Source organism: Kitasatospora gansuensis (assembly GCF_014203705.1).
GTDB lineage: Bacteria > Actinomycetota > Actinomycetes > Streptomycetales > Streptomycetaceae > Kitasatospora > Kitasatospora gansuensis.
Map to the genome: position 1 here is coordinate 5,930,272 of NZ_JACHJR010000001.1, position 20,344 is coordinate 5,950,615.

Here is a 20,344-nt window from a genome sequence, read left to right on the forward strand (position 1 = left end):
GTTCCTAACCAGTGGGCAGGAGTGGGTCTTGGACCCACGTCCTGGCACTGCGCGGATCCCGAACGGTTTTGGGTGCGCTGGTCGCCCGCGTTCTCGTTGTCCCCGTCCGGCTGCGTGCATCGTGTGCACGCTCCGTGGTGGGGTGGCGGGTTTCCTCACGCCCTCGGGTGCCTGGTTGGGCCTGGACGGTCCGATGCCCGTGCGCATCGCTCTGGTGCGCACGGGGCGGTGTCGTCCGTCGCCGGACCGGGTGTCCGAGGGCGCGTCGTCCGATGGCGACAGCGGCGCTGTCGTGTCGGGTGGTGGTGCGCCGTGGGGTGGCGAGTGGCTTCTGCCAGTGCTGTGCGCCCCAGACGCTGGTGTAGGCGGGATCGACCGCGACGATGGCCAGGCCGCTCTCGGCGGCCATCGACACGAGCCGGGCCTTGAGCTTGCCGGTCGGTATGCCGGAGATCAGCTGGCGGAACCGCTTCTTGCGGCCGTGCTTCTCCCGGGTGGTCTCGGCGGTGAAGTCGAGGTTCTCCAGGCCGATGGCGTTGACGCCGCAACGTTTGGCCCAGTGGAGGAGGCGGGTGATGGCGTGTCGGATCTGCGCGTCGCGGTGATCGGCCGACCCGCTCAGGTCGTAGGGGAAGCGGTGCGGGTTGCCGACGGGGTTGCCGTGGACGTCGAGGTGCCAGGCGGCGAGGTGGTCGGCGTTGGTGTCCACGCCGACCATGCCTTGGGCGCGGGCGGTGGCCAGCTGCATGGTCTGGACGACGGGCCTGGTCCATGCCGCGTCGAGGTACCAGCGACCGCGAGCGGCGTCGTAGTGGATGCGGTAGGCGACCGCCCGGTTGCCCTCGATCCGGTCGGCCCACTCGGTGCCCCGGTGCGGGAAGGACACCTTCGCGGCGAGGATGTACCGGCCGTGCCCGGCATTGGCCAGGTCGCCCAGCGGGGCGGGCAGCTTGATGCTCACCTCGCCGTCGGGTGTGACCCGGATCGTCTCGTTGCCATAGCGTTTGCCCGACTCCCCGTCAGCGGACAGGAACCACCGCGAGACCTCCCAGCGCTGGCGCCACCGGGCTTCCGTCAGGTCCGCGGCGGCGAGGTTGTGCCGGGTGTTGAGTAACTTCCGTCCGCCGCGCACTACATGCACGACACCGGCCTCACGATCGGCGGCGACTCGAGCGCGCCGCTCCTGAAGCGCCGCGAGACGGCGGCACTTGACGAACCACTCGTGCCTGGAGCGGTACCCACCGGGCGCCCGCTTGGTGCCCTTCTCCCCGACCGGCAGCGACAGGCGGTGCCGCAGCATCCCGATGCCCGCGTCCAACGAGTCCAGGTGCACGGCCTGGCAGCGACGCGACAGCGCCCACTGGTCGTGCGTGGCCTTGGTGACACTCCCGGCCCACCGCGACGACGACCACACGGTCAAGTCACGCTTCCGCCCGGCCCACGTCCCATTGTCGTGATCCAGGCCGTCTGCACAGCGCACCTTCAGGTCCCTCGACGCCAGAGCCCCCATATGCGCGCCGACCAGCCGCAGCACCTTCTCATCCTCGGGAGTCAGGCCCTTGAGCCGGTCACGGACCGTCACACCCGGCGGGCCGAGGGAAACGAACGGCGCGTCGATCCGCCGGAGCTTCTTCTTCGGACGAGTCACGTCATCCCCCTCCCAGTCGGTGCCCCAACCCTCACACACACCACCGACAGCCGACCCAACGACTCAACAGGCCGGGACGAAAACGCACACGTGGGTACCTGCGTGCACCAAAACACCCTCAATCCCAGTAGTTCATAGCCCCGTCGGGAGCGGTCGGAACGGTCGGCGAGAATGGGGGCCGACCGTTCCCGGCCCTAGGAGTCCCGCGTCATGCCCCGCAACGCCCTCTTCGCTCTGATCATCTGTGTGCTCGCGCTGACCGCCGCCGTGGTGTCGCTGGTCCAGGGCCGCTGGCTGGGCCTGATCTGGGTGCTGATGGCCGGTGTCTTCAGCAACATCGCCTGGTACCACCTGCGCCGGGCCCGGCAGGCGAAGGCCGCGGCGTCGGAGGGCTAGCCAATCGGGCTGTGCCATGTAACATTTTACCAACGGTCCGACGGGGGGACGCCGCATGTCCGGTACGGCTCTGGTGGTGCGCGGCGGCTGGGCGGGGCACGCGCCCGTCGAGGCGACCGGGCACTGTGTCCGGCTGCTCGAGCAGGACGGCTTCGGGGTGACGGTCTCCGACACCCTGGACAGCTACCTCGATGACCGGCTGCTGGCCGGCACCGACCTGGTGGTGCAGTGCTGGACCATGGGCCGGATCACCGACGGGCAGGCCGCCGGGCTGTCCCGGGCGGTCCGGGCCGGGACCGGGCTCGCGGGCTGGCACGGTGGGATCGTCGACGCGTTCCGGGACTGTACGGACTACCAGCTGATGATGGGCGGTCAGTTCGTCCACCACCCGCGCGAGTTTGTCCGCTACCGGGTCGATCCGGTGGCGCCGGGGCACCCGGTGATGGCCGGGGTCGGCCCGTTCGAGGTGACCACCGAGCAGTACTACCTGCACGTCGACCCGGCGATCGAGGTCCTGGCCACCACCACGTTCACCGAGGACCCCGACCACCCCGAACTCGCGGGCACGGTCATGCCGGTGACCTGGACCAGGCGGTGGGGCGCGGGCCGGGTGTTCGTCACCACCATCGGCCACACCCCGGCCGACCTGGCCGTCCCCGAGGTCGAGCTGATGCTCAGGCAGGGGATGGCATGGGCGAGCAGGTGACGGACAGCCACGTGACGGACCTTCGGGTCGGCGTGGTCGGCGCGGGGAAGATCAGCGCGGTCTACCTGGACACCCTCACCCGTCTCCCCGGCACCCGCGTGACGGCGGTCGCCGACCTGGACCCCGCCCGGGCCGAGGCCGCCGCCCGCACCGTGCCGGGCGCCCGGGCCGCCGGGCTCGACGAACTCTGCGCCGCCGCCGACGTCGACCTGGTGCTCAACCTGACCGTCCCCGCCGCGCACGCCGAGGTCGCCCACCGCGCGATCGCGGCCGGCAAGCACGTGTACGGGGAGAAGCCGCTGGCCGCCACCACCGGCCAGGCCCGCGAGCTGCTGACCGCCGCCGCCTCGGCCGGGGTCCGGATCGGCTGCGCGCCCGACACCGTGCTCGGCACCGGGCTGCAGACCGCCCGGGCGGTGCTCGACTCGGGCCGGATCGGCACCCCGCTGGCCGCCACCGCCTTCATGACCACGCCGGGCCACGAACTCTGGCACCCCGACCCGGACTTCTACTACCGCCCCGGCGGCGGCCCGTTGCTCGACATGGGCCCGTACCATCTGAGCGCCCTGGTCACCCTGCTCGGTCCGGTCCGCCGGGTCACCGGCCTGGCCGCCACCCCGCGCCCGGTGCGCACGATCGCCACCGGACCCCGGGCCGGCACCCGGGTCGAGGCCGAGGTGGCCACCCACGTCACCGGCGTCCTGGAGCACGCGGACGGGGCGCTGACCACCCTGCTGATGAGCTTCGACGTCTGGGCCGCCCGGCTGCCGCACATCGAGGTGTACGGCACGGCCGGTTCGCTCTCGGTCCCCGACCCGAACCACTTCGACGGCCAGGTCCGCCTGCACGGCGCCGACGAGGCGGGCTGGTCGACGGTGCCGCCGAGCGCGGGCTACCGGGACGCGGCCCGCGGTCACGGCGTGGCCGACCTGGCCCGCTCACTCGCCCTCGGCACCCCGCACCGGGCGGGCGCCGAACTGGCGTACCACGTGCTCGACGTCATGGAGTGCCTGCTGACCGCCACCACCGAGGGCCGCCAGGTCGAGGTGACCAGCACCTGCGAGCGGCCCGAGGCCGTCCCGTTCGGCTAGTTCTCCCAGAACCGGAACAGGTAGCCGCCGAGCTGGCTGAGCGCCGGGTTGGCGCCGAACAGCTCCATCACCGAGTAGACCAGGTCGAAGAACCAGCGGTTCACCTCGGACTGCCAGAGCAGGATGAAGACCGCCAGCAGCCCGTACGGGGCGAACGGCTCGACCGCGCGGCGGGTCTTGAGGGAGAGCCACGGCTCGACGATGCCGTAGCCGTCCAGGCCCGGCACCGGCAGCAGGTTCAGCAGGGCCGCGCTGATCTGGAGCAGGCCGAGGAAGCCGAACGCGGCGGCCAGCGGGGAGACCGAGAGCTGCCGGCCGTCGAGCTCGACGAACACCGACGGGTCGTCCAGCCAGCCGGCCCCGATCGGGATCAGCAGGGCGGCCGCGCAGAGCAGGTTCACCAGCGGGCCCGCCGCCGAGATCAGGCTGTGCTTCACCCGGCCCTGGATGCGGTGCCGCTCGATGTAGACCGCGCCGCCGGGCAGGCCGATGCCGCCCAGGATCACGAAGATCACCGGGAGCACGAAGCTCAGCAGGGCGTGCGTGTACTTGAACGGATTGAGGGTCAGATAGCCCTTCGCCCCGACCGAGATGTCGCCGCCGTGCAGCGCGGTGCGGGCGTGCGCGTACTCGTGCAGGCAGAGCGAGACCACCCAGCCGGACACCACGAACAGGAAGATGCCGAACCGCGCGCTGCCGTAGCCGGTGGCCACCGCCCAGCCCGCCGTGCCGAGGGTCGCGAGCAGTACCCAGAACACCGGACTGATCCGGCGGTCCTCGCTGCGCGAGCGCTGGGTTTCGGCGAAGGTCATGGCGGGGTGGCTCCGATGCAGGGAGGACGGTACGACGGTCGATCATGCCGGGTCGGGACCGGCCCGGACAAGGCGTGTCAGGTGAACGGACCGTCCGGCGCCGGGGTTCCGGGCGTGGACGGTCCTGGCGTCACCCAGAATGGTCGCGTGCACTACGGCATCCTCGGAACCACCACGGCCCACCACGACGACGGCACCCCCGTACCGCTCGGCGGCGCCCGGCTGCGCGCGCTGCTCACCGCGCTGGTGCTGCGCCAGGGCCGGCCCGTCCCGGCCGACCTGCTGGTGGACGAGGTCTGGGGCGCCGACCCGCCGCAGGACTCGGCCGCCGCGCTGCAGACCCTGGTCGGCCGGCTGCGCCGCACCGTGGGCCGGGAGCAGATCGGCTCCGGTCCCGCCGGGTACTGGCTGACCGCCGCGGGCAGCGACCTGACGAGCTTTCAGCGCCTCGCCGCCGAGGGCCGCCGGGCCGCCGAGCAGGACGACCACGCGCTGGCGGCCGAACGGCTGACCGCCGCGCTCGCGCTCTGGCGCGGCCCGGCCCTGGCCGACCTGCCGGACCGGGGCGGCTCCGCCACCCGGCTGGAGGCCGAGCGGGACGAGACCCGGCGGCACCGGATCACCGCCGAACTCGCGCTCGGCCGGGCCGCCGAGGTGACCGCCGAACTCGCCGAACTCTGCGAGATACGGCCGCTGGACGAGCCGCTCGCCGCCCTGCTGATCCGCGCGCTGCGCGACGGCGGCCGCACCGCCGAGGCCCTCCAGCGGTACGAGCTCACCCGGCGCGCGCTGGCCGACCAGCTCGGCGCCGACCCGGGCGAGCCGCTCCGCGCTCTGCACCGGGACCTGCTGAACGGCGCCGAGCCCGCCCCGGCGGCCCCCGTACGCCCCCGGACGGCCGGCAACCTGCGCCCGCGGCTGACCAGCTTCGTCGGCCGGGGCGAGGACCTGGCGGCGGTCCGGGCCGCGCTGGCCACCGGCCGGCTGACCACGCTGACCGGCCCCGGCGGCTCCGGCAAGACCAGGCTCTCGGTCGAAGCGGCGCTGGCCGAACAGGCGGACGGCAGCTGGCCGGACGGCGTCTGGCAGGTCGAGCTGGCCTCGCTGGACGACCCGGCCGCCACCCCCGGTGCGGTGCTCTCCGCCCTCGGCCTGCGGGAGATCGTGCTGCACACCGGCGGCGCGGTCGGCGAGGCGGCCCGGGTGCACGACCCGGTCCGCCGACTGGTCGAGCACTGCGCCCCGCGCCGGATGCTGCTGGTGCTGGACAACTGCGAGCACCTGATCCAGGCCGCCGCCGAGCTGGCCGACCAGCTGCTCGCGGAGTGCCCCGGGCTGACCGTGCTGGCCACCAGCCGGGAGCCGCTCGGCGTCCCCGGCGAGGCGCTGCTGCCGGTCGAACCGCTGCCCGGCGAGGTCGCGCTGCGGCTGCTCGCCGAGCGCGGCGCCGCCGCCAGACCCGGCTTCGACCCGGCCGAGGACCCGGCCGCCTGCGCCGAGATCTGCCGCCGCCTGGACGGCCTGCCGCTGGCCATCGAGCTGGCCGCCGCCCGCCTGCGCGGCCTGACCCCGCGTCAGCTCGCCGACCGGCTGGACAGCCGGTTCGCCCTGCTGACGGCCGGTTCGCGCACCCTGCTGCCCCGTCAGCAGACCCTGCGCGCGGTGGTGGACTGGAGCTGGGACCTGCTGGACAAGCGCGAGCGCGCGATCCTGCGCCGGCTCGCGGTCTTCGCGGGCGGCTGCACCCTGGAGGACGCCGAACAGGTCTGCGCCGACGAGGCCGAGGTGCCCCGGGAGGAGGTCGCCGATCTGCTGCTCTCGCTGGTGGACAAGTCGCTGCTGGTGGCCGGCCTCGGCGCGCACCCGCGCTACCGGATGCTGGAGACCATCCTGGAGTACGCGGGGGAGCGGCTGGTCGAGGCGGACGAACCCGAGGTGACGCTGCGTCATGTCCGGCACTACCGCGAGCTGGTGCGCACCGCCGAACTGCGGGTGCACGGCCCCGAACAGCTGTACTGGCTGGACGTACTGGAGCGCGAGCAGGGCAACATCCGGGCCGCGCTGCGCCGGGCGATCGACCGGGGCGAGGAGCAGGAGGCGCTGGTCCTGGCGCTCGGGATGAGCTGGTTCTGGCAGCTGCGGGACTACCGGAGCGAGGCCCACGCCTGGTACGACGAGATCGTCGCGCTCGGCCCCGACGTCTTCGCCGAGGGTGCCCGGCGGCCCGTACCGCTCACCGAGGGGCCACTGGACGTCCCGCTGCCGATGTCCGAGGACATGCTGGACGAGGCCAGGCGGCAGGTCCAGCTGTTCCGGCTGGTCACCATCTTCACCGGCAACATGGAGGACCTCGGCGGGACCGGAGCGGTCGAGCTGGCCCGGCGGGTGCTGGCCGTCTACACCCCGGACCTGCCGCAGTCGTACCGCTTCCCAGTGCTGATGCGGGTGTTCGCCGCCTTCCTGGCCGGGCAGATGGACAGCATGAAGGCACTGCTGGACGACGCGGTGGCGGGGGCCAGGGAGCACGGCCGCCCGGGCGACCTGGCGTTCGTGCTGCAGATCCGGGCCCGGATGCTGAACGACTGGGTCGGCGGCCTGCCGCAGGCAACCCTGGACAGCGCGGAGGCGCTGGAGATCTTCACCCGGATCGGCGACAAGTGGGGTCGCTCGGAGGCGCTGGCCGCGCAGGCGGAGGCGATGGGCAACACCGGGGACGCCGCCGGAGCGGCCGAGACGTACCGTCAGTCGATCCGGCTGGCCGAGGAGTTGGGCGCGCACCACGAGGTGCCGATGCTGAAGGTCCGGCTGGGCGAGGCGGTGCTGCAGAGCGACCCGGAGCTCGGCGAGGCGCTGGTGCGGGGCGCGCTGGCCGAGGTGGCGCCGGGCAGCCAGTCGGCGGACGGGGCCCAGCTGTTCGGCAACCTGGTGCTCTGCTCGGTGCACGCGCGCCGGGGCGAGTACCCCGAGGCGCTGTCCAGGCTGGACCACCTGATGGCGAGTCGGCAGCTGCTCGGCCCGCTGGTGCCCGAGGTGTTCACCGGTCTGCTGCTCTGCGTCCGGAGCTGGGTGGTGGCCCGGGCGGGTGATCCGGTGCAGGCGATGGAGCTGCTCCGGCAGGGCCGGCGGCAGATGCGGCAGGCCCCCGGCGCGGCCGGGGTGTTCGCCGAGCACATGACGGTGCTGCTGCTGCCCGCGTTCACCGGCACCCTGCTGATCATCGCCAGGCTCCGTGACGACCTGCGGATCGCCCGGTTCAGCGCGGTGCTGCTCGGCGCTCACGACCGGCTGCACGGCCCGCGCGGCACCTTCATCGAGCGGAAGGAACTGCTGGAGGCCCAGCAGGCCGCCCGGGAGCTGCTCGGCGAGGCCGAGTACCTGGCCGCACACGCCGAGGGCGGCTGCCTCGGCCTGGCCGAGACCGCCGCCCTGATGGACGAGGTGGAGCGGTTCTGATGAGCCGTCAGGTCCGCTTGCGGAACCGGGCCACCGCCAGCGGGGCGGTGATGGCGGTGATCCCCACCGACCAGATCACCACGATCAGCACCGAGTGGGTGAGCGCCCCGCCGTTGATCAGGTTGCGGCAGGCGTCGGCCAGCGCGGAGAGCGGGTTGTAGTCGGTGAAGGTCTGCAGCCAGCCGGGCATGGTGCCGGTCGGGGCGAAGATCGAGCTGCCGAACTGGAGCGGCATGATGACCAGCATCGAGACCCCCTGGACGGCCTGCGCGCTCTGCAGTGACATGCCCAGCAGCATCGAGATCCAGACGATCGACATGCCGAACATCAGCGACAGGCCGACGGCGGCGAGCAGTTGCAGGAAGTCGGTCTTGATCTCGAGACCGAGGATCATCGCGAAGCCGATCAGGATGGTGAAGGACACCAGCCCGCGCAGCGTCTCGGCGGCGATCTTGGAGATCAGCACCGCGGACCGGCCGATCGGCAGGGTGCGGAACCGGTCCATCACGCCGGTCTGGAAGTCGCTGTTCAGCCCGGTGCCGACGGCCATCGCCAGGTTCAGCCCGGTGGTGCCGAGCAGGCCCGGGATCATGTACTGGATGTACTCCTGCCGGGTGGGGAACAGCGCGCCACCGAAGACGTAGACGAACAGCACGGTGAAGATGATCGGCACCAGCACCGCGTCGAGCATCGACTCCGGGTCGGCCTTGATCCGCATCAGGTTGCGGCGGGTCAGCGCGCCGATGTGCCGCAGGGTGGCCCGGGGGCCGATCCGGACGTCGTCGGCGGACAGGGTGGCGGGGCTCACGGTGGTGGGGCTGAGGGTGGCGGCGCTCATGCCACGGCCTCCTTCTCCAGGGTCGGGGCGGCGTCGGCGGGGGCGGACTTGCCGGTGATGGTCAGGAAGACCTCGTCCAGGCTGGGCAGTTTGGTGTCGATCCCGGCGATGCCGAAGCCGCGCGAGCCGAGCACCCCGACCACCGAGGTGAGCTGTTCGTCGTCGGTGAGCTGGACCGAGAGCAGCGAGGTGTCGGTGGAGATGGTGACCCCGGTCAGGCCGGCCTCGTGCAGGCAGCGGGCCATCTCCGGCAGCTCGGCCGGGTGCACCGGGCGAACCTGCAGGGTGCGGCCGCCGACCTGGGCCTTGAGCTCGGCGACCGCGCCGTTGGCGATCACCTTGCCCTTGTCGATCACGGTCAGCTCGTCCGCGAGCTGCTCCGCCTCCTCCATGTACTGGGTGGTGAGCAGCACGGTGGCCCCCTCGGACACCATCCGCTGCACCTCGTCCCAGACCTCGTTGCGGGTGCGCGGGTCGAGGCCGGTGGTGGGCTCGTCCAGGTAGAGCACCTTGGGGTTGCCGATCATCGAGGCGGCCAGGTCGAGCCGGCGGCGCATGCCGCCGGAGTAGGTCTTGGCCGGGCGCTTGGCCGCGTCGGTGAGCGAGAAGCGCTCCAGCAGCTCGGTGGCCCTGGCCTTGGCCCGCTTGGCGGGCAGGTCCAGCAGCCGGCCGATCAGGTAGAGGTTCTCGTAGCCGGAGAGCAGCTCGTCGACCGAGGCGTACTGGCCGGTCAGGCCGATGGTGCGGCGCAGCTGCTTGGGCTGGCGCAGTACGTCGTAGCCGCCGACGAAGGCGGTGCCCGCGTCCGGCTTGATCAGGGTGGAGAGGATCCGGACCAGGGTGGTCTTGCCCGCGCCGTTCGGGCCGAGCACGCCGAGCACGGTGCCCTGACGGACGGTCAGGTCGACCCCGTCCAGGGCCTTGGTCTCCCCGTAGTGCTTGACGATGCCTCGTACCTCGACGGCGTTCGTGCCGCTGAGCCCCCGGTCGTTCGGGGCGATGTCGTTTCGGTTCATGGCAGCAGCCTGTCGGGGTCCGCTGTCACGGTGCTGTCAGGTCACTGTCGCCGCTCACAGGCCGCTGTCAGGCGACTGTCGAAGCAGATCATCTGTTCAACCTGACGATGCCTCAGATTCATGAGTATAGTGAAATATCACATTGCAGTAGCGCTCGGCGTGGGGCCGGACGCACTGCTCAGAGGGAGGGACTTCCATGTTCCGCAAGCTTCTCGTCGCCGCCGGTGCCGCCGGCCTGGCGCTCGCCGCCACCCCGGCCTCGGCCGCCACCACCACCGTCACCTGCGGCTACTCCGGCCTGCAGTCCGGCCTGCAGACCAAGGTCTGTGCCGAGGTGACCGGCGACCAGGTGCAGCTGTACGGGCAGATCTCGCTGGCCGGCCCGCCGAGCCCCGGCACCCAGCTGCAGCCGAAGGACCTCATCGTGAACCTGGCCGGTGAGATCGTCGGCGGCGCCTCGCTCGGCAGCGTCCAGGGCTACCGCACCTTCACCGCGTCCACCATCCAGGTGCGCGGCGTGGGCGGCACCGTGCCGTGCGGCGCGACCGTGCACGCCTCGTTCTCGGTCTCGTCCTACCCGTGGTTCAACACCCCGGTGACGCTGGACCTGCCGATCGCCTGCTGATGACGCGTCAGTGAGACGCGGAAGGGCGGTACCGGGGCCCCGGTACCGCCCTTCCTTGCCGCTGTGACTACTTGAAGGTGTGCTCCGGCGCCGGGAAGGTGCCCGCGCCGACCTCGGCCGCGAACTCCTTGGCGGCGTTGCCCAGCACGGTCCGCAGGTCGGCGTACTGCTTGACGAACTTGGGCACCCGGCCCGCCGTCATCCCGGCCATGTCGGTCCACACCAGCACCTGGGCGTCGGTGCCCGCCCCGGCACCGATGCCGACGGTCGGGATCGCCAGCTGCTCGGTGACCTGCGCGGCCAGCTCGGCCGGTACGGCCTCCAGTACGACGGCGAAGGCGCCCGCCTGCTGGACCGCCTTGGCGTCCCGGAGCAGCTGGTGCGCGGCCTCGTCGCCGCGCCCCTGCACCGGGTACCCGCCGAAGGCGTGCACCGACTGCGGGGTCAGCCCGATGTGTGCCATCACCGGGATGCCGGCCTCGACCAGCAGCTCGATCGAGCGGGCGCTGCGCTCGCCGCCCTCCAGCTTGACCGCGCCCACCCCCGCCTCCTTCATCAGGCGGGCCGCGTTGTGCATGGCCTGCGCCGGCGACTCCTGGTACGAGCCGAACGGCATGTCGCCGATCACCAGGGCGCGCTTGGTGCCGCGGACCACGGCGGCGGACAGCATCACCATCTGATCCATCGTCACCGGGACGGTGGTCTCGTAGCCCAGGTGGCAGTTGCCGGCCGAGTCGCCGACCAGCAGCACCGGGATGCCGGCCTCGTCGAAGACCCCGGCGGTGAGCGCGTCGTAGGCGGTGAGCATCGCCCACTTCTCACCGCGCTGCTTGGCGGCGGCGATGTCGCGGACGGTCACCCGGCGGTTGGTGACCCCGCCGTAGAGCGTCTGGCCCTGGCCGTGGTCCTGGCCCTGGGCAGGCTGAAGCGGAGAAGCGTTCATGGAACAGGCTCCTGAAGGTTGTCGTCTCGTGGCGCCGTACGGCGTCCCCGGATCTGCTCCCATGCTTGCACGCCGACCCCGCTTGGCAAAGGGCGGGCGCGTCCTCGGTTCTTTGCCCAGAATTTACGATACGGGCCCGTCTCGTATCGTAAAGCTCGCTACTCTGATTCCGAGACGCTTCCGACTCGTAAAGCCCGCTCTCTGGGGGAGACCCACTCATGACCACCGCCGCACCGCCCCGGATCCCCGAGGCCGTCCACCGCCGCCGCTGGGCGATCCTGGGCACGCTGGTGCTCGCCCTGCTCGTCGTCGTCCTCGACAACTCGATCCTCAACGTCGCGATGAAGACCATCGCCTCGCCGGCGCCCACCGGCCTCGGGGCCAGCCAGAGCGATCTGGAATGGTCCATCAACTCGTACACCCTGGTCTTCGCCGGGCTGCTGTTCACCGCGGGCCTGCTCGGTGACCGGCTCGGCCGCAAGTGGTCGCTGCTCGGCGGCATGGTGGTCTTCGGTCTCGGCTCGCTGCTCTCCGCACTGGCGAGCTCGCCCGGCGAACTCATCGGCTACCGCGCGGTGATGGGCCTGGGCGGCGCCTTCGTGATGCCCGCCACGCTGGCCATCATCATGAACGTCTTCGAGCGGCACGAGCAGCCCAAGGCGATCGGCATCTGGGCCGGCGCGGTCGGCCTGGCCATCGCGATCGGCCCGATCACCGGCGGTCTGCTGATCGAGCACTTCTGGTGGGGCTCGGTCTTCCTGGTGAACGTCCCGATCGTGCTGATCGCCCTGGTCGCGATGGCCCTGCTGGTGCCCAACTCCAAGGACCCGAACCCGGGCCGGCTCGACCCGGTCGGCGTGCTGCTGTCGATCGTCGGCCTGGTCGCGCTGATCTACGGCATCATCAAGGGCGGCGAGCTGGCCGACTTCACCGCGCCGGCGGCCTGGGTGCCGACCCTCGGCGGCGTGCTGGTGCTGGCCGGCTTCGTGCTGTGGGAGAAGCACACCGACCACCCGGCGATGAACGTCGGCTGGTTCCGCAACAAGGTCTTCAGCGCCTCCGTCACGGTGATCGGCCTGGTCTTCTTCGCGCTGATGGGCGTCTCCTTCTTCGGCGTCTTCTACATCCAGAGCGTGCGCGGCTACAGCGCCCTGGAGGCCGGTGTGCTGATGCTGCCGCTGGCCGTCGCCCAGCTGGTCTTCGCCCCGCGGGCCCGGCTGGTGGTGGACCGCTTCGGCGTCCGGGCCACCTGCGCGGCCGGCATGGCCCTGATCGTGGTCGCCTTCCTCGGCTACCTGCTGCTCGGCCAGACCACCCCGATCTGGCTGCTGGTGGTGCTCGGCTTCCTGATGGGCGCCGGCATGGCGCACGTGATGCCGCCGGTCACGGTGGCCATCATGGGCTCGCTGCCGCGCGAGAAGGCCGGCGCGGGCTCCGCCCTCAACAACACCTTCCGCCAGGTCGGCGGCTCGCTCGGGGTGGCCGTGCTCGGCGCGGTGCTCTCCACCGTCTACCGGGACGGCGTCTCCGACTCGCTCGGCCAGCTGCCGCCCGCGCTGCGGGACAAGGCTGGCGAGTCACTGGAGGCCACGCTGGCGATCGCCGAGCGGACCGGCGCCACCGCGCTGGTCGGCCAGGCCGAGGAGTCCTTCATCCACGCCATGCACGTGGTCGCCGGGCTCTCCGCGGGGGTGACCGCGGTCGGCGTGCTGCTGGCCTGGTTCCTGCTGCCCGGTAAGGTCGCCGCCCCGGGCGGCCCGGGTGAGGCTCCGGTGGCGGAACCGGCCGCTTCGCAGGCCGAGCGGGTCTGAGCGGTCGTCATGACTGATCAAGGTGGCGGCCGGGGCAGGCAGAATGGCTGCATGCAGACCGAGACCACCGTGCCCGCCCCCGACGGGGAGCTCTGCGCTCCCCGCCGGGGGCGGCCGCGCAGCGAAGCGGCCGAGCAGGCGATCGTGGCCGCCGTCGAGCGGCTGATGGAGGAGGGCGCCAGCCTGCCCGAGCTCTCCATCGAGCGGATCGCCGCCGCCGCCGGGGTCGGCAAGGCGACCATCTACCGCCGCTGGCCCAACAAGGAGGCCCTGCTGGTCGACGTGGTGGCCCGGCTGGAGGGGGAGCCGGCACCGTTCGACCTCCTGCAGGGCACCGTCCGCGAGTGCCTGATCGCGATGGTCGACGACATCCGGCGCCGGGCGCTGGCCAAGCGCTCCCGCTGGGTGCTCAAGTCCGCGATCGGCCAGCTCGAAGGCTGGCCCGAGCTGCGCGCCCTCTACAAGGAACAGATCATCAAGCCGCGCCGCGAGCTGGCCCGGCAGATCATCCGGCGCGGCGTCGAGGAGGGCGAGCTCCGTGACGACATCGAGCTGGAGCTGCTCACCGAGATGCTGATCGGCCCGATCCTGGTCCGCGCCGTGCTCTGGGACGAGTCCCCGCTGGACGACGACGGCCTGGCCGAGCAGATGGTCGACGCCGTCCTGACCGGGGCCGGCGTGCGGCCGCCCGCCGAGGTGCCGCCGTCCGGTGGCGAATCTCACTGACCGGGGCGCGCCGGAACCCGGCGCGACTCCGGTGGCGTCTGTCCCGTCATAGGCTGAGCCGAGAATCCGACTAAATCGGACGCGGCCCGACGAAGCGGAACAGCACGGAGGATCGGTTCATGGCACAGACGGACGAGGCAGCGGCACCGGCCGAAGGTGGGCAGCCCGCGGCTCGTCGGTTCTGGCGGGCCAGCTGGCGGGTCGGTACGTGGCGCCGTGGCTGGGTGCTTGCCCTCCTAGCCGTCCTGACGGCCGGTCTGCTCGCCTTCCACTCCTGGGTGCCCAACGCGATCGGCAACCTCGGCAGCCTGCTGGAGACCTTCCTGCCCTGGCTCGGCCTGGCCGTCCCGGTGCTGCTGGTGCTCGCGCTGCTGCGCCGCTCGGCGCTCGCGCTGGTCGCCGTCCTGCTGCCCGCCGTGGTCTGGCTCAACCTGTTCGGCGGTCTGCTGACCGACAAGAGCAGCGGCAAGGGCGACTTCACGGTGCTCACCCACAACGTCGCCGCGGCGAACTCCGACCCGGCCGGCACGGTGCGGATGCTGAACGGCTCCGGCGCGCAGATCATCGCGCTGGAGGAGCTCGCCTCGAACGCCGTCACCACCTACCGCAACGGTCTGGCGGCCGGCTACCCGTACCACGTGGTGGAGGGCACCGTCGGCCTCTGGTCCAAGTACCCGATCAGCGACACCCGGGTGGTGGACATCAAGATCGGCTGGACCCGGGCGTTCCGGGCCACCGTGACGACCGGTCAGGGCCCGCTCGCGGTGTACGTCGCCCACCTGCCGTCGGTCCGGGTCAAGTTCGACGGCGGCTTCACGGCCGGGCAGCGCGACGTCAGCGCGCAGGCGCTCGGCGACGCGATCGAGGCCGAGCCGCTGAAGAAGGTGCTGCTGCTCGGCGACCTCAACGGCACCATGAACGACCGCTCGCTGGCCCCGGTCACCTCGCAGCTGCGTTCCGCCCAGGGCGCCGCCGGGGACGGCTTCGGCTTCAGCTGGCCGGCCGCCTTCCCGATGGCCCGGATCGACCAGATCCTCAGCAAGGGCGGCCTGAAGCCGACCGACTCCCGGGTGCTGCCCGCCGACGGCAGCGACCACCTCGCGGTCGCCGCCGACTACCGGTACTGACCGGCCGTCAGCCCCGGCGCCAGCGGTTGGTGACGGGGAGGCGGCGGTCCCGGCCGAAGCCCTTGCGGGAGATCTTCGGGCCCGGCGGGTACTGCCGGCGCTTGTACTCGGCGGTGTCCACCAGCCGGACGATCCGGTCCACCACGGCCGGGTCGAAGCCCTGCGCCACGATCGCGTCCCGGCCCTGGTCACCCTCGATGTAGAGGTCGAGCACGGTGTCCAGCAGGTCGTAGTCCGGCAGCGAGTCGGTGTCCACCTGATCCGGCCTCAGCTCGGCCGACGGCGGCTTGCTGATGGTGTTCGCCGGGATCGGCGGCACCTCGCCGCGCTCCTCGGCCAGCTCGTTGCGCCAGGTCGCGAGCCGGAAGATCAGCGACTTGTAGACGTCCTTGATCGGCCCGTACGCGCCCACCGAGTCGCCGTACAGGGTCGAGTAACCCACCGCCAGCTCGCTCTTGTTGCCCGGCGCGAGCACGATGTGCCCCTCCTGGTTGGAGATCGCCATCAGCAGCGTGCCGCGCAGCCGGGACTGCAGGTTCTCCTCCGCCAGCCCGGTCAGCCCGAGCGCCTCCATGTAGGCGTCGAACATCGGGGCGATCGGCACCGTACGGAAGTTGAGGCCGGTCCGCTCGGCCAGCTCGGCCGCGTCGTCCCGGGAGTGCTGCGAGGAGTACCGGCTCGGCATCGAGACGCAGTACACGTTCGCCGCCCCGATCGCGTCCACCGCGATCGCCGCCACCAGGGCGGAGTCGATGCCGCCGGACAGCCCGATCAGCACCGAGCGGAAGCCGTTCTTGCGGACGTACGCCCGGGTGCCCTCGACCAGCGCGCCGTAGATCTCCGCCTCGTCGCTCAGCCGGGGCGCCGGCTCGTAAACCGGCTGCTTGCGCTCCTCGGGCTCGCCGCCCAGCTCGGTGCGGACCAGCTGGAGACCGTCCACCAGCGGCAGGTCTTTCGTTTCCCCGTCGGCGGCCGCCAGCTCCAGATCGACCAGCAGCAGAGCCTCCTCGAACTGCGGCGCCCGGGCGATCACCTCACCCTCGGCCCCCACCACCAGCGAGTCGCCGTCGAAGACCAGCTCGTCCTGCGCGCCGACCATGTTGACGTACGCCAGCGGGCAGCCCGCCTCGGCCGCCCGCCGCCGCGCCAGTTCCAGCCGGGCGTCGTCCTTGTTCCGCTCGTACGGCGAACCGTTGATCACCAGCAGCAGCCCGGCCCCGGCCTCGCGGGCCGCGCTCACCCGGCCGCCGTCCTGCCAGATGTCCTCGCAGATGGCCAGCGCCACGTCCACACCGTGCAGCCGCAGCACCGAGAGCTGGTCACCTGGCACGAAGTAGCGGTGCTCGTCGAAGACCCCGTAGTTGGGCAGGTAGTGCTTGGCGAACCGGTTCACCACCTCGCCCCGGTGCAGCACCGCGGCACAGTTCTGCGGCGACCCGGCCGGCCGGTTCGGCACCGCCCGCTCGGACCGCCCCAGATACCCGACCAGCACCGGCAGCTCACCCAGCCCCTCGGCCGCCAGCCGCCCCGCCAACTCGACCAGCGCCTCCCGGGACGCCTCCACGAACGAACTCCGCAACGCGAGGTCCTCGACCGGATACCCGGTCAGGACCATCTCGGGGAACGCGACCAGCTGGGCGCCGGCCTCGGCGGCCTCCCTGGTCCAGCGCACCACCTCATCGCAGTTGCGCGCGATGTCACCGACCCAGGGGTCGGTCTGGCTCAGGGCGAGACGGAGATTGGGCATGGCTCCGAGTGTAATCGTCTAACTGACGCTATGTCTCCTGGATCCGTTCGACCGGGCCGTTTCGGGCTGCCCCGGCGATGTCCGGGGGTGGACTCCGGACGAAGATCCGACATGATGGGGTCAGTTGTCGCCAGGCCGCTTCCGGCGGGCCTCCCCGGGCGTAACACGAACGTAAAGAGCAGAGGTGAGACTGTCCCCATGGGCAAGCAGCAGGAGTTCGTGCTTCGTACGCTCGAAGAGCGTGACATCCGTTTCGTCCGGCTGTGGTTCACCGACGTGCTCGGGTTCCTCAAGTCGGTGGCCGTGGCACCGGCCGAGCTGGAGCAGGCGTTCGAGGAGGGCATCGGCTTCGACGGCTCCGCGATCGAGGGCTTCGCCCGGGTCTACGAGTCCGACATGATCGCCAAGCCGGACCCGACCACCTTCCAGATCCTGCCCTGGCGCTCGGAGACCCCCGGCACCGCCCGGATGTTCTGCGACATCCTGATGCCCGACGGCTCGCCCTCGTACGCCGACCCCCGGTTCGTGCTCAAGCGCACCCTGGAGAAGGCGTCCAGCCTCGGCTTCACCTTCTACACCCACCCGGAGATCGAGTTCTTCCTGCTGAAGAACCTCCCCGGTGACGGCACCCCGCCGATCCCCGCCGACCAGTCCGGCTACTTCGACCACACCCCGCGCGGGGTCGGCCACGACTTCCGGCGCCAGGCCATCACCATGCTCGAGTCGATGGGCATCTCGGTGGAGTTCTCCCACCACGAGGGCGCCCCCGGCCAGCAGGAGATCGACCTCCGCTACGCCGACGCACTCTCCACCGCCGACAACATCATGACGTTCCGTCTGGTCATGAAGGAGGTCGCGCTGGAGCAGGGCGTGCACGCCACCTTCATGCCCAAGCCGTTCTCCGACCACCCCGGCTCCGGCATGCACACCCACCTCTCGCTCTTCGAGGGCGACCGCAACGCCTTCCACGAGTCCGGCGCCGAGTACCAGCTCTCGAAGGTCGGCCGCTCCTTCATCGCCGGCCTGCTCCGCCACGCCGCCGAGACCGCCGCCGTCACCAACCAGTGGGTCAACTCCTACAAGCGCATCTGGGGCGGCTCCCAGCGCACGGCCGGCGCGGGCGGCGAAGCCCCCTCGTACATCTGCTGGGGTCACAACAACCGCTCCGCCCTGATCCGCGTCCCGATGTACAAGCCCGGCAAGCAGGGCTCCACCCGCGTCGAGGTCCGCTCCCTGGACACCGGCTGCAACCCGTACCTCGCGTATGCGGTCACGCTGGCGGCGGGGTTGAAGGGCATCGAGGAGGGCTACGAGCTCCCCGCGGGCGCCGACGACGACGTCTGGGCGCTCTCCGACGCGGAGCGGCGGGCGATGGGGATCCAGCCCATGCCGCAGAACCTCGGCGAGGCCATCGACCTGATGCAGCGCAGCGAGCTCGTCGCGGAGACGCTGGGCGAGCACGTCTTCGACTTCTTCCTGCGCAACAAGCGCCAGGAGTGGGAGGAGTACCGCTCGGAGGTCACGCCGTTCGAGCTGCGGAAGAACCTGCAGGTGCTGTAAACGCTGGTCAGCAACGGCCCGGTTCCCGACGGCTTCCACGCCGACGAGGACCGGGCCGAGCTGTTCCCAGGACCGCCGGGCCTCCAGTCGCGCCGTGGATGCTTGCCCATATACTTGACTGTCTATACAGTCAGCTATATGGATGCTGGCTGGGAGATCGAGCTCGAGCCCGAAGTCCGGCACTGGCTGGACAACCTGTCCGACCGCGACTATCTCCAGGCGGAGCACGCCGCCGAACGCCTACTCGACGCCCCAACCACCCTCGCCGAGCCATATGCCCGGCACCTTGGTGACGGTCTGCGCGAACTTCGGTTCATGCTTGGCCACGACAGTCAGGCCATCCGCCTGACCTACTGGCTCGCACCCGGCCGTCGAATCGTCCTCCTGACCGTCTTCCGCAAGACCAAGATGCGCGAGGATGCCGAAGTGGCTCGCGCCAAACAGGCCAGGAAGGCCTGCGAGGTCGAACGGCACACCGCACACGACGAGTTCAACCGCACAATCACGAGGGGAGAAGCCCGATGAGCCACACTCGCTGGAAGCTCGCCCGCGAGCGCGCGATCACCGAAGGCCAGAACGAGCTGCCTGAAGTCGAAGCCATGCGCACGGAGATCCGTATGGCCTTCGACCTCGGACAGGCGGTCTACGACCGCCGGACAGCGCTGGGCATCTCCCAGACGGAACTCGCCAAGCTGGCCAACATGACGCAGCCGCAGATCTCGAAACTCGAGCTCGGTGGAACGGTCCCCACGCTGCCTCTGCTGGCGCGCCTAGCCAAAGCACTGGACGCCTCGCTGAACATTGCCCTGGATGGCGACACCTCCACTGTCGCCTTCACTCCGCACGCCGCCTGAGCCCATTTCTGTCACCACGACGCCGTGCACTGGCCGGCTACGCGAAGGCGGGCTTCGTCCTGGAGCAGGGGCAGGCAGGCCCGGATCTGGGTGGGGAGCGACGCTGGCAAGGGGCAGCACTGGGCGGCGGCTGTGGACGAGTCGGGGTTCGAGGTCTGGTCGAAGAAGATCGACAATGACGAGGCAGCGATTCTGGAGGCGACCGCAGGGCGCTGACGATGGCCGAGGCGGTCGACCTGCCAAGCAGGGCTTCTGCGTTGCTGCTGGCGTTGTTGGCGTCGCACGGGCAGAAGCCCGTCTACGTTCCGGGCCGCATGGTGAACCGGATGGCCGGTGCCTACCGGAGCGAAGCGAAGACTGATGCCCGCGATGCCTTCGTGATCGCGGAGGCCTGTGTCCCTACCCGCAGTTCGGCATGTGACGACGGCTACTGTCTGGGCCGTCTGTGGGCTGTGCGAGGCGAACCGAGGGCAACCGGCGACGACGGTTTCCGACGGCTCGATCCCAGATCAGGAGCGGGCGGCCAGGTAGAGCCGCAGGTGGACCGGAGGCCTCGTCAGTTCCTGCGCAACAAGCGCCAGGAGTGGGAGGAGTACCGCTCCGAGGTCACGCCGTTCGAGCTGCGGAAGAACCTGTAGGTGCTGTAAACGCTGGTCAGCAATGGCCGGTTCCCGACGTCTTCGACGCCGATGGGAACCGGGCCGTTCTGCTTCCCGGGGTGCTGCGGGGCCACTCGGCCAGATTGCGGGCAGATGAGGAGCCTGCCCGATTCGCGGGTGAGCTTACGGACCCCGATCATGCTCGGACCGAGACCGGACAGGACACCGGCCAAAAACCGGTCCACTCCCGCGCACACAAGTTAACCCCACCCTGGCCCGGCTCGAACACGGCTGGTCCCCTCCACAACGGACCGGTGCTTAGGGGTTGGGCTCCGGTCGACGCAGGGTACTGGCAGCCTAACCCGTGCCAGATCGCACAGTAGGTGACGGTT

17 protein-coding genes and 2 pseudogenes are annotated in these 20,344 nt (G+C 71.1%); 13 read left to right on the top strand and 6 right to left on the bottom strand.

The window, feature by feature from the left end; translation table 11 throughout:
- Window positions 1-4 precede the first annotated feature (4 nt).
- A complete protein-coding gene (locus F4556_RS26850) occupies window positions 5-1,648 on the bottom strand; it encodes a transposase (protein WP_184920425.1) in 1,644 nt (547 codons plus the stop codon).
- A 210-nt stretch (window positions 1,649-1,858) separates the two neighbouring features.
- Between F4556_RS26850 and F4556_RS26855 the strand changes: the two genes are divergently transcribed.
- From F4556_RS26855 to F4556_RS26865, 3 genes are read left to right on the top strand one after another with little or no spacing between them, the layout of a single operon-like run.
- Window positions 1,859-2,044 (top strand): hypothetical protein, encoded by a 186-nt coding sequence (locus F4556_RS26855; protein WP_184920426.1) that lies wholly within the window; start codon window positions 1,859-1,861, stop codon window positions 2,042-2,044.
- A 55-nt stretch (window positions 2,045-2,099) separates the two neighbouring features.
- Window positions 2,100-2,750 (top strand): ThuA domain-containing protein, encoded by a 651-nt coding sequence (locus F4556_RS26860; RefSeq protein ID WP_184920427.1) that lies wholly within the window; start codon window positions 2,100-2,102, stop codon window positions 2,748-2,750.
- Window positions 2,735-3,841, top strand: coding sequence for a Gfo/Idh/MocA family protein (locus F4556_RS26865; RefSeq protein ID WP_184920428.1), 1,107 nt, complete (start codon window positions 2,735-2,737; stop codon window positions 3,839-3,841). Before F4556_RS26860 ends, F4556_RS26865 begins: the two co-directional genes overlap by 16 nt.
- On the opposite strand, the gene F4556_RS26870 is transcribed toward F4556_RS26865, so the two are convergent.
- Complete coding sequence (locus F4556_RS26870; RefSeq protein ID WP_184920429.1) at window positions 3,838-4,653, bottom strand: site-2 protease family protein; 816 nt, start codon at window positions 4,651-4,653, stop codon at window positions 3,838-3,840. The two genes, F4556_RS26865 and F4556_RS26870, sit on opposite strands and share 4 nt — an antisense overlap.
- A 147-nt stretch (window positions 4,654-4,800) precedes the next feature.
- Between F4556_RS26870 and F4556_RS26875 the strand changes: the two genes are divergently transcribed.
- Window positions 4,801-8,106, top strand: a complete 3,306-nt coding sequence (locus F4556_RS26875) for an AfsR/SARP family transcriptional regulator (RefSeq protein ID WP_184920430.1) — start codon at window positions 4,801-4,803, stop codon at window positions 8,104-8,106.
- 7 nt (window positions 8,107-8,113) lie between these two features.
- Here F4556_RS26875 and F4556_RS26880 read toward each other — a convergent pair whose 3' ends face one another.
- Both F4556_RS26880 and F4556_RS26885 read right to left on the bottom strand, forming a co-directional pair.
- Window positions 8,114-8,944 (bottom strand): ABC transporter permease, encoded by an 831-nt coding sequence (locus F4556_RS26880; protein ID WP_184920432.1) that lies wholly within the window; start codon window positions 8,942-8,944, stop codon window positions 8,114-8,116.
- Entirely contained in the window at window positions 8,941-9,960 is a 1,020-nt protein-coding gene (locus F4556_RS26885) for an ATP-binding cassette domain-containing protein (protein ID WP_184920434.1), read from the bottom strand. Before F4556_RS26885 ends, F4556_RS26880 begins: the two co-directional genes overlap by 4 nt.
- Before the next feature lie 196 nt (window positions 9,961-10,156).
- On the opposite strand from F4556_RS26885, the gene F4556_RS26890 reads away from it, so the two are divergent.
- A complete protein-coding gene (locus F4556_RS26890) occupies window positions 10,157-10,585 on the top strand; it encodes a hypothetical protein (RefSeq protein ID WP_184920437.1) in 429 nt (142 codons plus the stop codon).
- 67 nt (window positions 10,586-10,652) lie between these two features.
- On the opposite strand, the gene panB is transcribed toward F4556_RS26890, so the two are convergent.
- Window positions 10,653-11,528, bottom strand: coding sequence for a 3-methyl-2-oxobutanoate hydroxymethyltransferase (gene panB, locus F4556_RS26895; RefSeq protein ID WP_184920439.1), 876 nt, complete (start codon window positions 11,526-11,528; stop codon window positions 10,653-10,655).
- 218 nt (window positions 11,529-11,746) lie between these two features.
- Here panB and F4556_RS26900 point away from each other — a divergent pair, with 218 nt between their 5' ends.
- The 3 genes from F4556_RS26900 (at window position 11,747) to F4556_RS26910 (ending at window position 15,192) form a co-directional block, all read left to right on the top strand.
- Window positions 11,747-13,339, top strand: a complete 1,593-nt coding sequence (locus tag F4556_RS26900) for an MFS transporter (RefSeq protein ID WP_184920441.1) — start codon at window positions 11,747-11,749, stop codon at window positions 13,337-13,339.
- A gap of 51 nt (window positions 13,340-13,390) precedes the next feature.
- The gene (locus F4556_RS26905) at window positions 13,391-14,065 is read left to right on the top strand and encodes a TetR/AcrR family transcriptional regulator (RefSeq protein ID WP_184920443.1); all 675 of its coding nucleotides are present in this window, start codon (window positions 13,391-13,393) and stop codon (window positions 14,063-14,065) included.
- A 119-nt stretch (window positions 14,066-14,184) separates the two neighbouring features.
- Window positions 14,185-15,192: an endonuclease/exonuclease/phosphatase family protein gene (locus F4556_RS26910; RefSeq protein ID WP_184920445.1), complete on the top strand. Its 1,008-nt coding sequence runs from the start codon at window positions 14,185-14,187 to the stop codon at window positions 15,190-15,192.
- 7 nt (window positions 15,193-15,199) lie between these two features.
- On the opposite strand, the gene F4556_RS26915 is transcribed toward F4556_RS26910, so the two are convergent.
- Window positions 15,200-16,939 (bottom strand): NAD+ synthase, encoded by a 1,740-nt coding sequence (locus F4556_RS26915; RefSeq protein ID WP_184920447.1) that lies wholly within the window; start codon window positions 16,937-16,939, stop codon window positions 15,200-15,202.
- 198 nt (window positions 16,940-17,137) lie between these two features.
- On the opposite strand from F4556_RS26915, the gene glnA2 reads away from it, so the two are divergent.
- From glnA2 to F4556_RS39775, 5 genes and pseudogenes are all read left to right on the top strand, one after another.
- The gene (glnA2, locus tag F4556_RS26920; protein WP_184920450.1) at window positions 17,138-18,499 is read left to right on the top strand and encodes a gamma-glutamylpolyamine synthetase GlnA2; all 1,362 of its coding nucleotides are present in this window, start codon (window positions 17,138-17,140) and stop codon (window positions 18,497-18,499) included.
- Window positions 18,500-18,637: 138 nt separating this feature from the next.
- Window positions 18,638-19,024: a type II toxin-antitoxin system RelE/ParE family toxin gene (locus F4556_RS26925; RefSeq protein WP_184920452.1), complete on the top strand. Its 387-nt coding sequence runs from the start codon at window positions 18,638-18,640 to the stop codon at window positions 19,022-19,024.
- The gene (locus F4556_RS26930) at window positions 19,021-19,353 is read left to right on the top strand and encodes a helix-turn-helix domain-containing protein (protein ID WP_184920453.1); all 333 of its coding nucleotides are present in this window, start codon (window positions 19,021-19,023) and stop codon (window positions 19,351-19,353) included. Before F4556_RS26925 ends, F4556_RS26930 begins: the two co-directional genes overlap by 4 nt.
- A gap of 24 nt (window positions 19,354-19,377) precedes the next feature.
- Window positions 19,378-19,742, top strand: a pseudogene (locus tag F4556_RS26935) (IS110 family transposase); the annotation flags it as partial.
- A 171-nt stretch (window positions 19,743-19,913) separates the two neighbouring features.
- Window positions 19,914-19,991: pseudogene (locus F4556_RS39775) on the top strand (glutamine synthetase); the annotation flags it as partial.
- Between the last annotated feature and the right edge of the window lie 353 nt (window positions 19,992-20,344).

Bases quoted from the DNA above. Each gene is read 5' to 3' on its own strand.
- F4556_RS26855 (WP_184920426.1), top strand. From the start codon at position 1,859: ATGCCCCGCAACGCCCTCTTCGCTCTGATCATCTGTGTGCTCGCGCTG.
- F4556_RS26860 (WP_184920427.1), top strand. From the start codon at position 2,100: ATGTCCGGTACGGCTCTGGTGGTGCGCGGCGGCTGGGCGGGGCACGCG.
- F4556_RS26865 (WP_184920428.1), top strand. From the start codon at position 2,735: ATGGGCGAGCAGGTGACGGACAGCCACGTGACGGACCTTCGGGTCGGC.
- F4556_RS26870 (WP_184920429.1), bottom strand. From the start codon at position 4,653: ATGACCTTCGCCGAAACCCAGCGCTCGCGCAGCGAGGACCGCCGGATC.
- F4556_RS26880 (WP_184920432.1), bottom strand. From the start codon at position 8,944: ATGAGCGCCGCCACCCTCAGCCCCACCACCGTGAGCCCCGCCACCCTG.
- F4556_RS26885 (WP_184920434.1), bottom strand. From the start codon at position 9,960: ATGAACCGAAACGACATCGCCCCGAACGACCGGGGGCTCAGCGGCACG.
- F4556_RS26890 (WP_184920437.1), top strand. From the start codon at position 10,157: ATGTTCCGCAAGCTTCTCGTCGCCGCCGGTGCCGCCGGCCTGGCGCTC.
- panB (WP_184920439.1), bottom strand. From the start codon at position 11,528: ATGAACGCTTCTCCGCTTCAGCCTGCCCAGGGCCAGGACCACGGCCAG.
- F4556_RS26900 (WP_184920441.1), top strand. From the start codon at position 11,747: ATGACCACCGCCGCACCGCCCCGGATCCCCGAGGCCGTCCACCGCCGC.
- F4556_RS26905 (WP_184920443.1), top strand. From the start codon at position 13,391: ATGCAGACCGAGACCACCGTGCCCGCCCCCGACGGGGAGCTCTGCGCT.
- F4556_RS26910 (WP_184920445.1), top strand. From the start codon at position 14,185: ATGGCACAGACGGACGAGGCAGCGGCACCGGCCGAAGGTGGGCAGCCC.
- F4556_RS26915 (WP_184920447.1), bottom strand. From the start codon at position 16,939: ATGCCCAATCTCCGTCTCGCCCTGAGCCAGACCGACCCCTGGGTCGGT.
- glnA2 (WP_184920450.1), top strand. From the start codon at position 17,138: ATGGGCAAGCAGCAGGAGTTCGTGCTTCGTACGCTCGAAGAGCGTGAC.
- F4556_RS26925 (WP_184920452.1), top strand. From the start codon at position 18,638: ATGGATGCTGGCTGGGAGATCGAGCTCGAGCCCGAAGTCCGGCACTGG.
- F4556_RS26930 (WP_184920453.1), top strand. From the start codon at position 19,021: ATGAGCCACACTCGCTGGAAGCTCGCCCGCGAGCGCGCGATCACCGAA.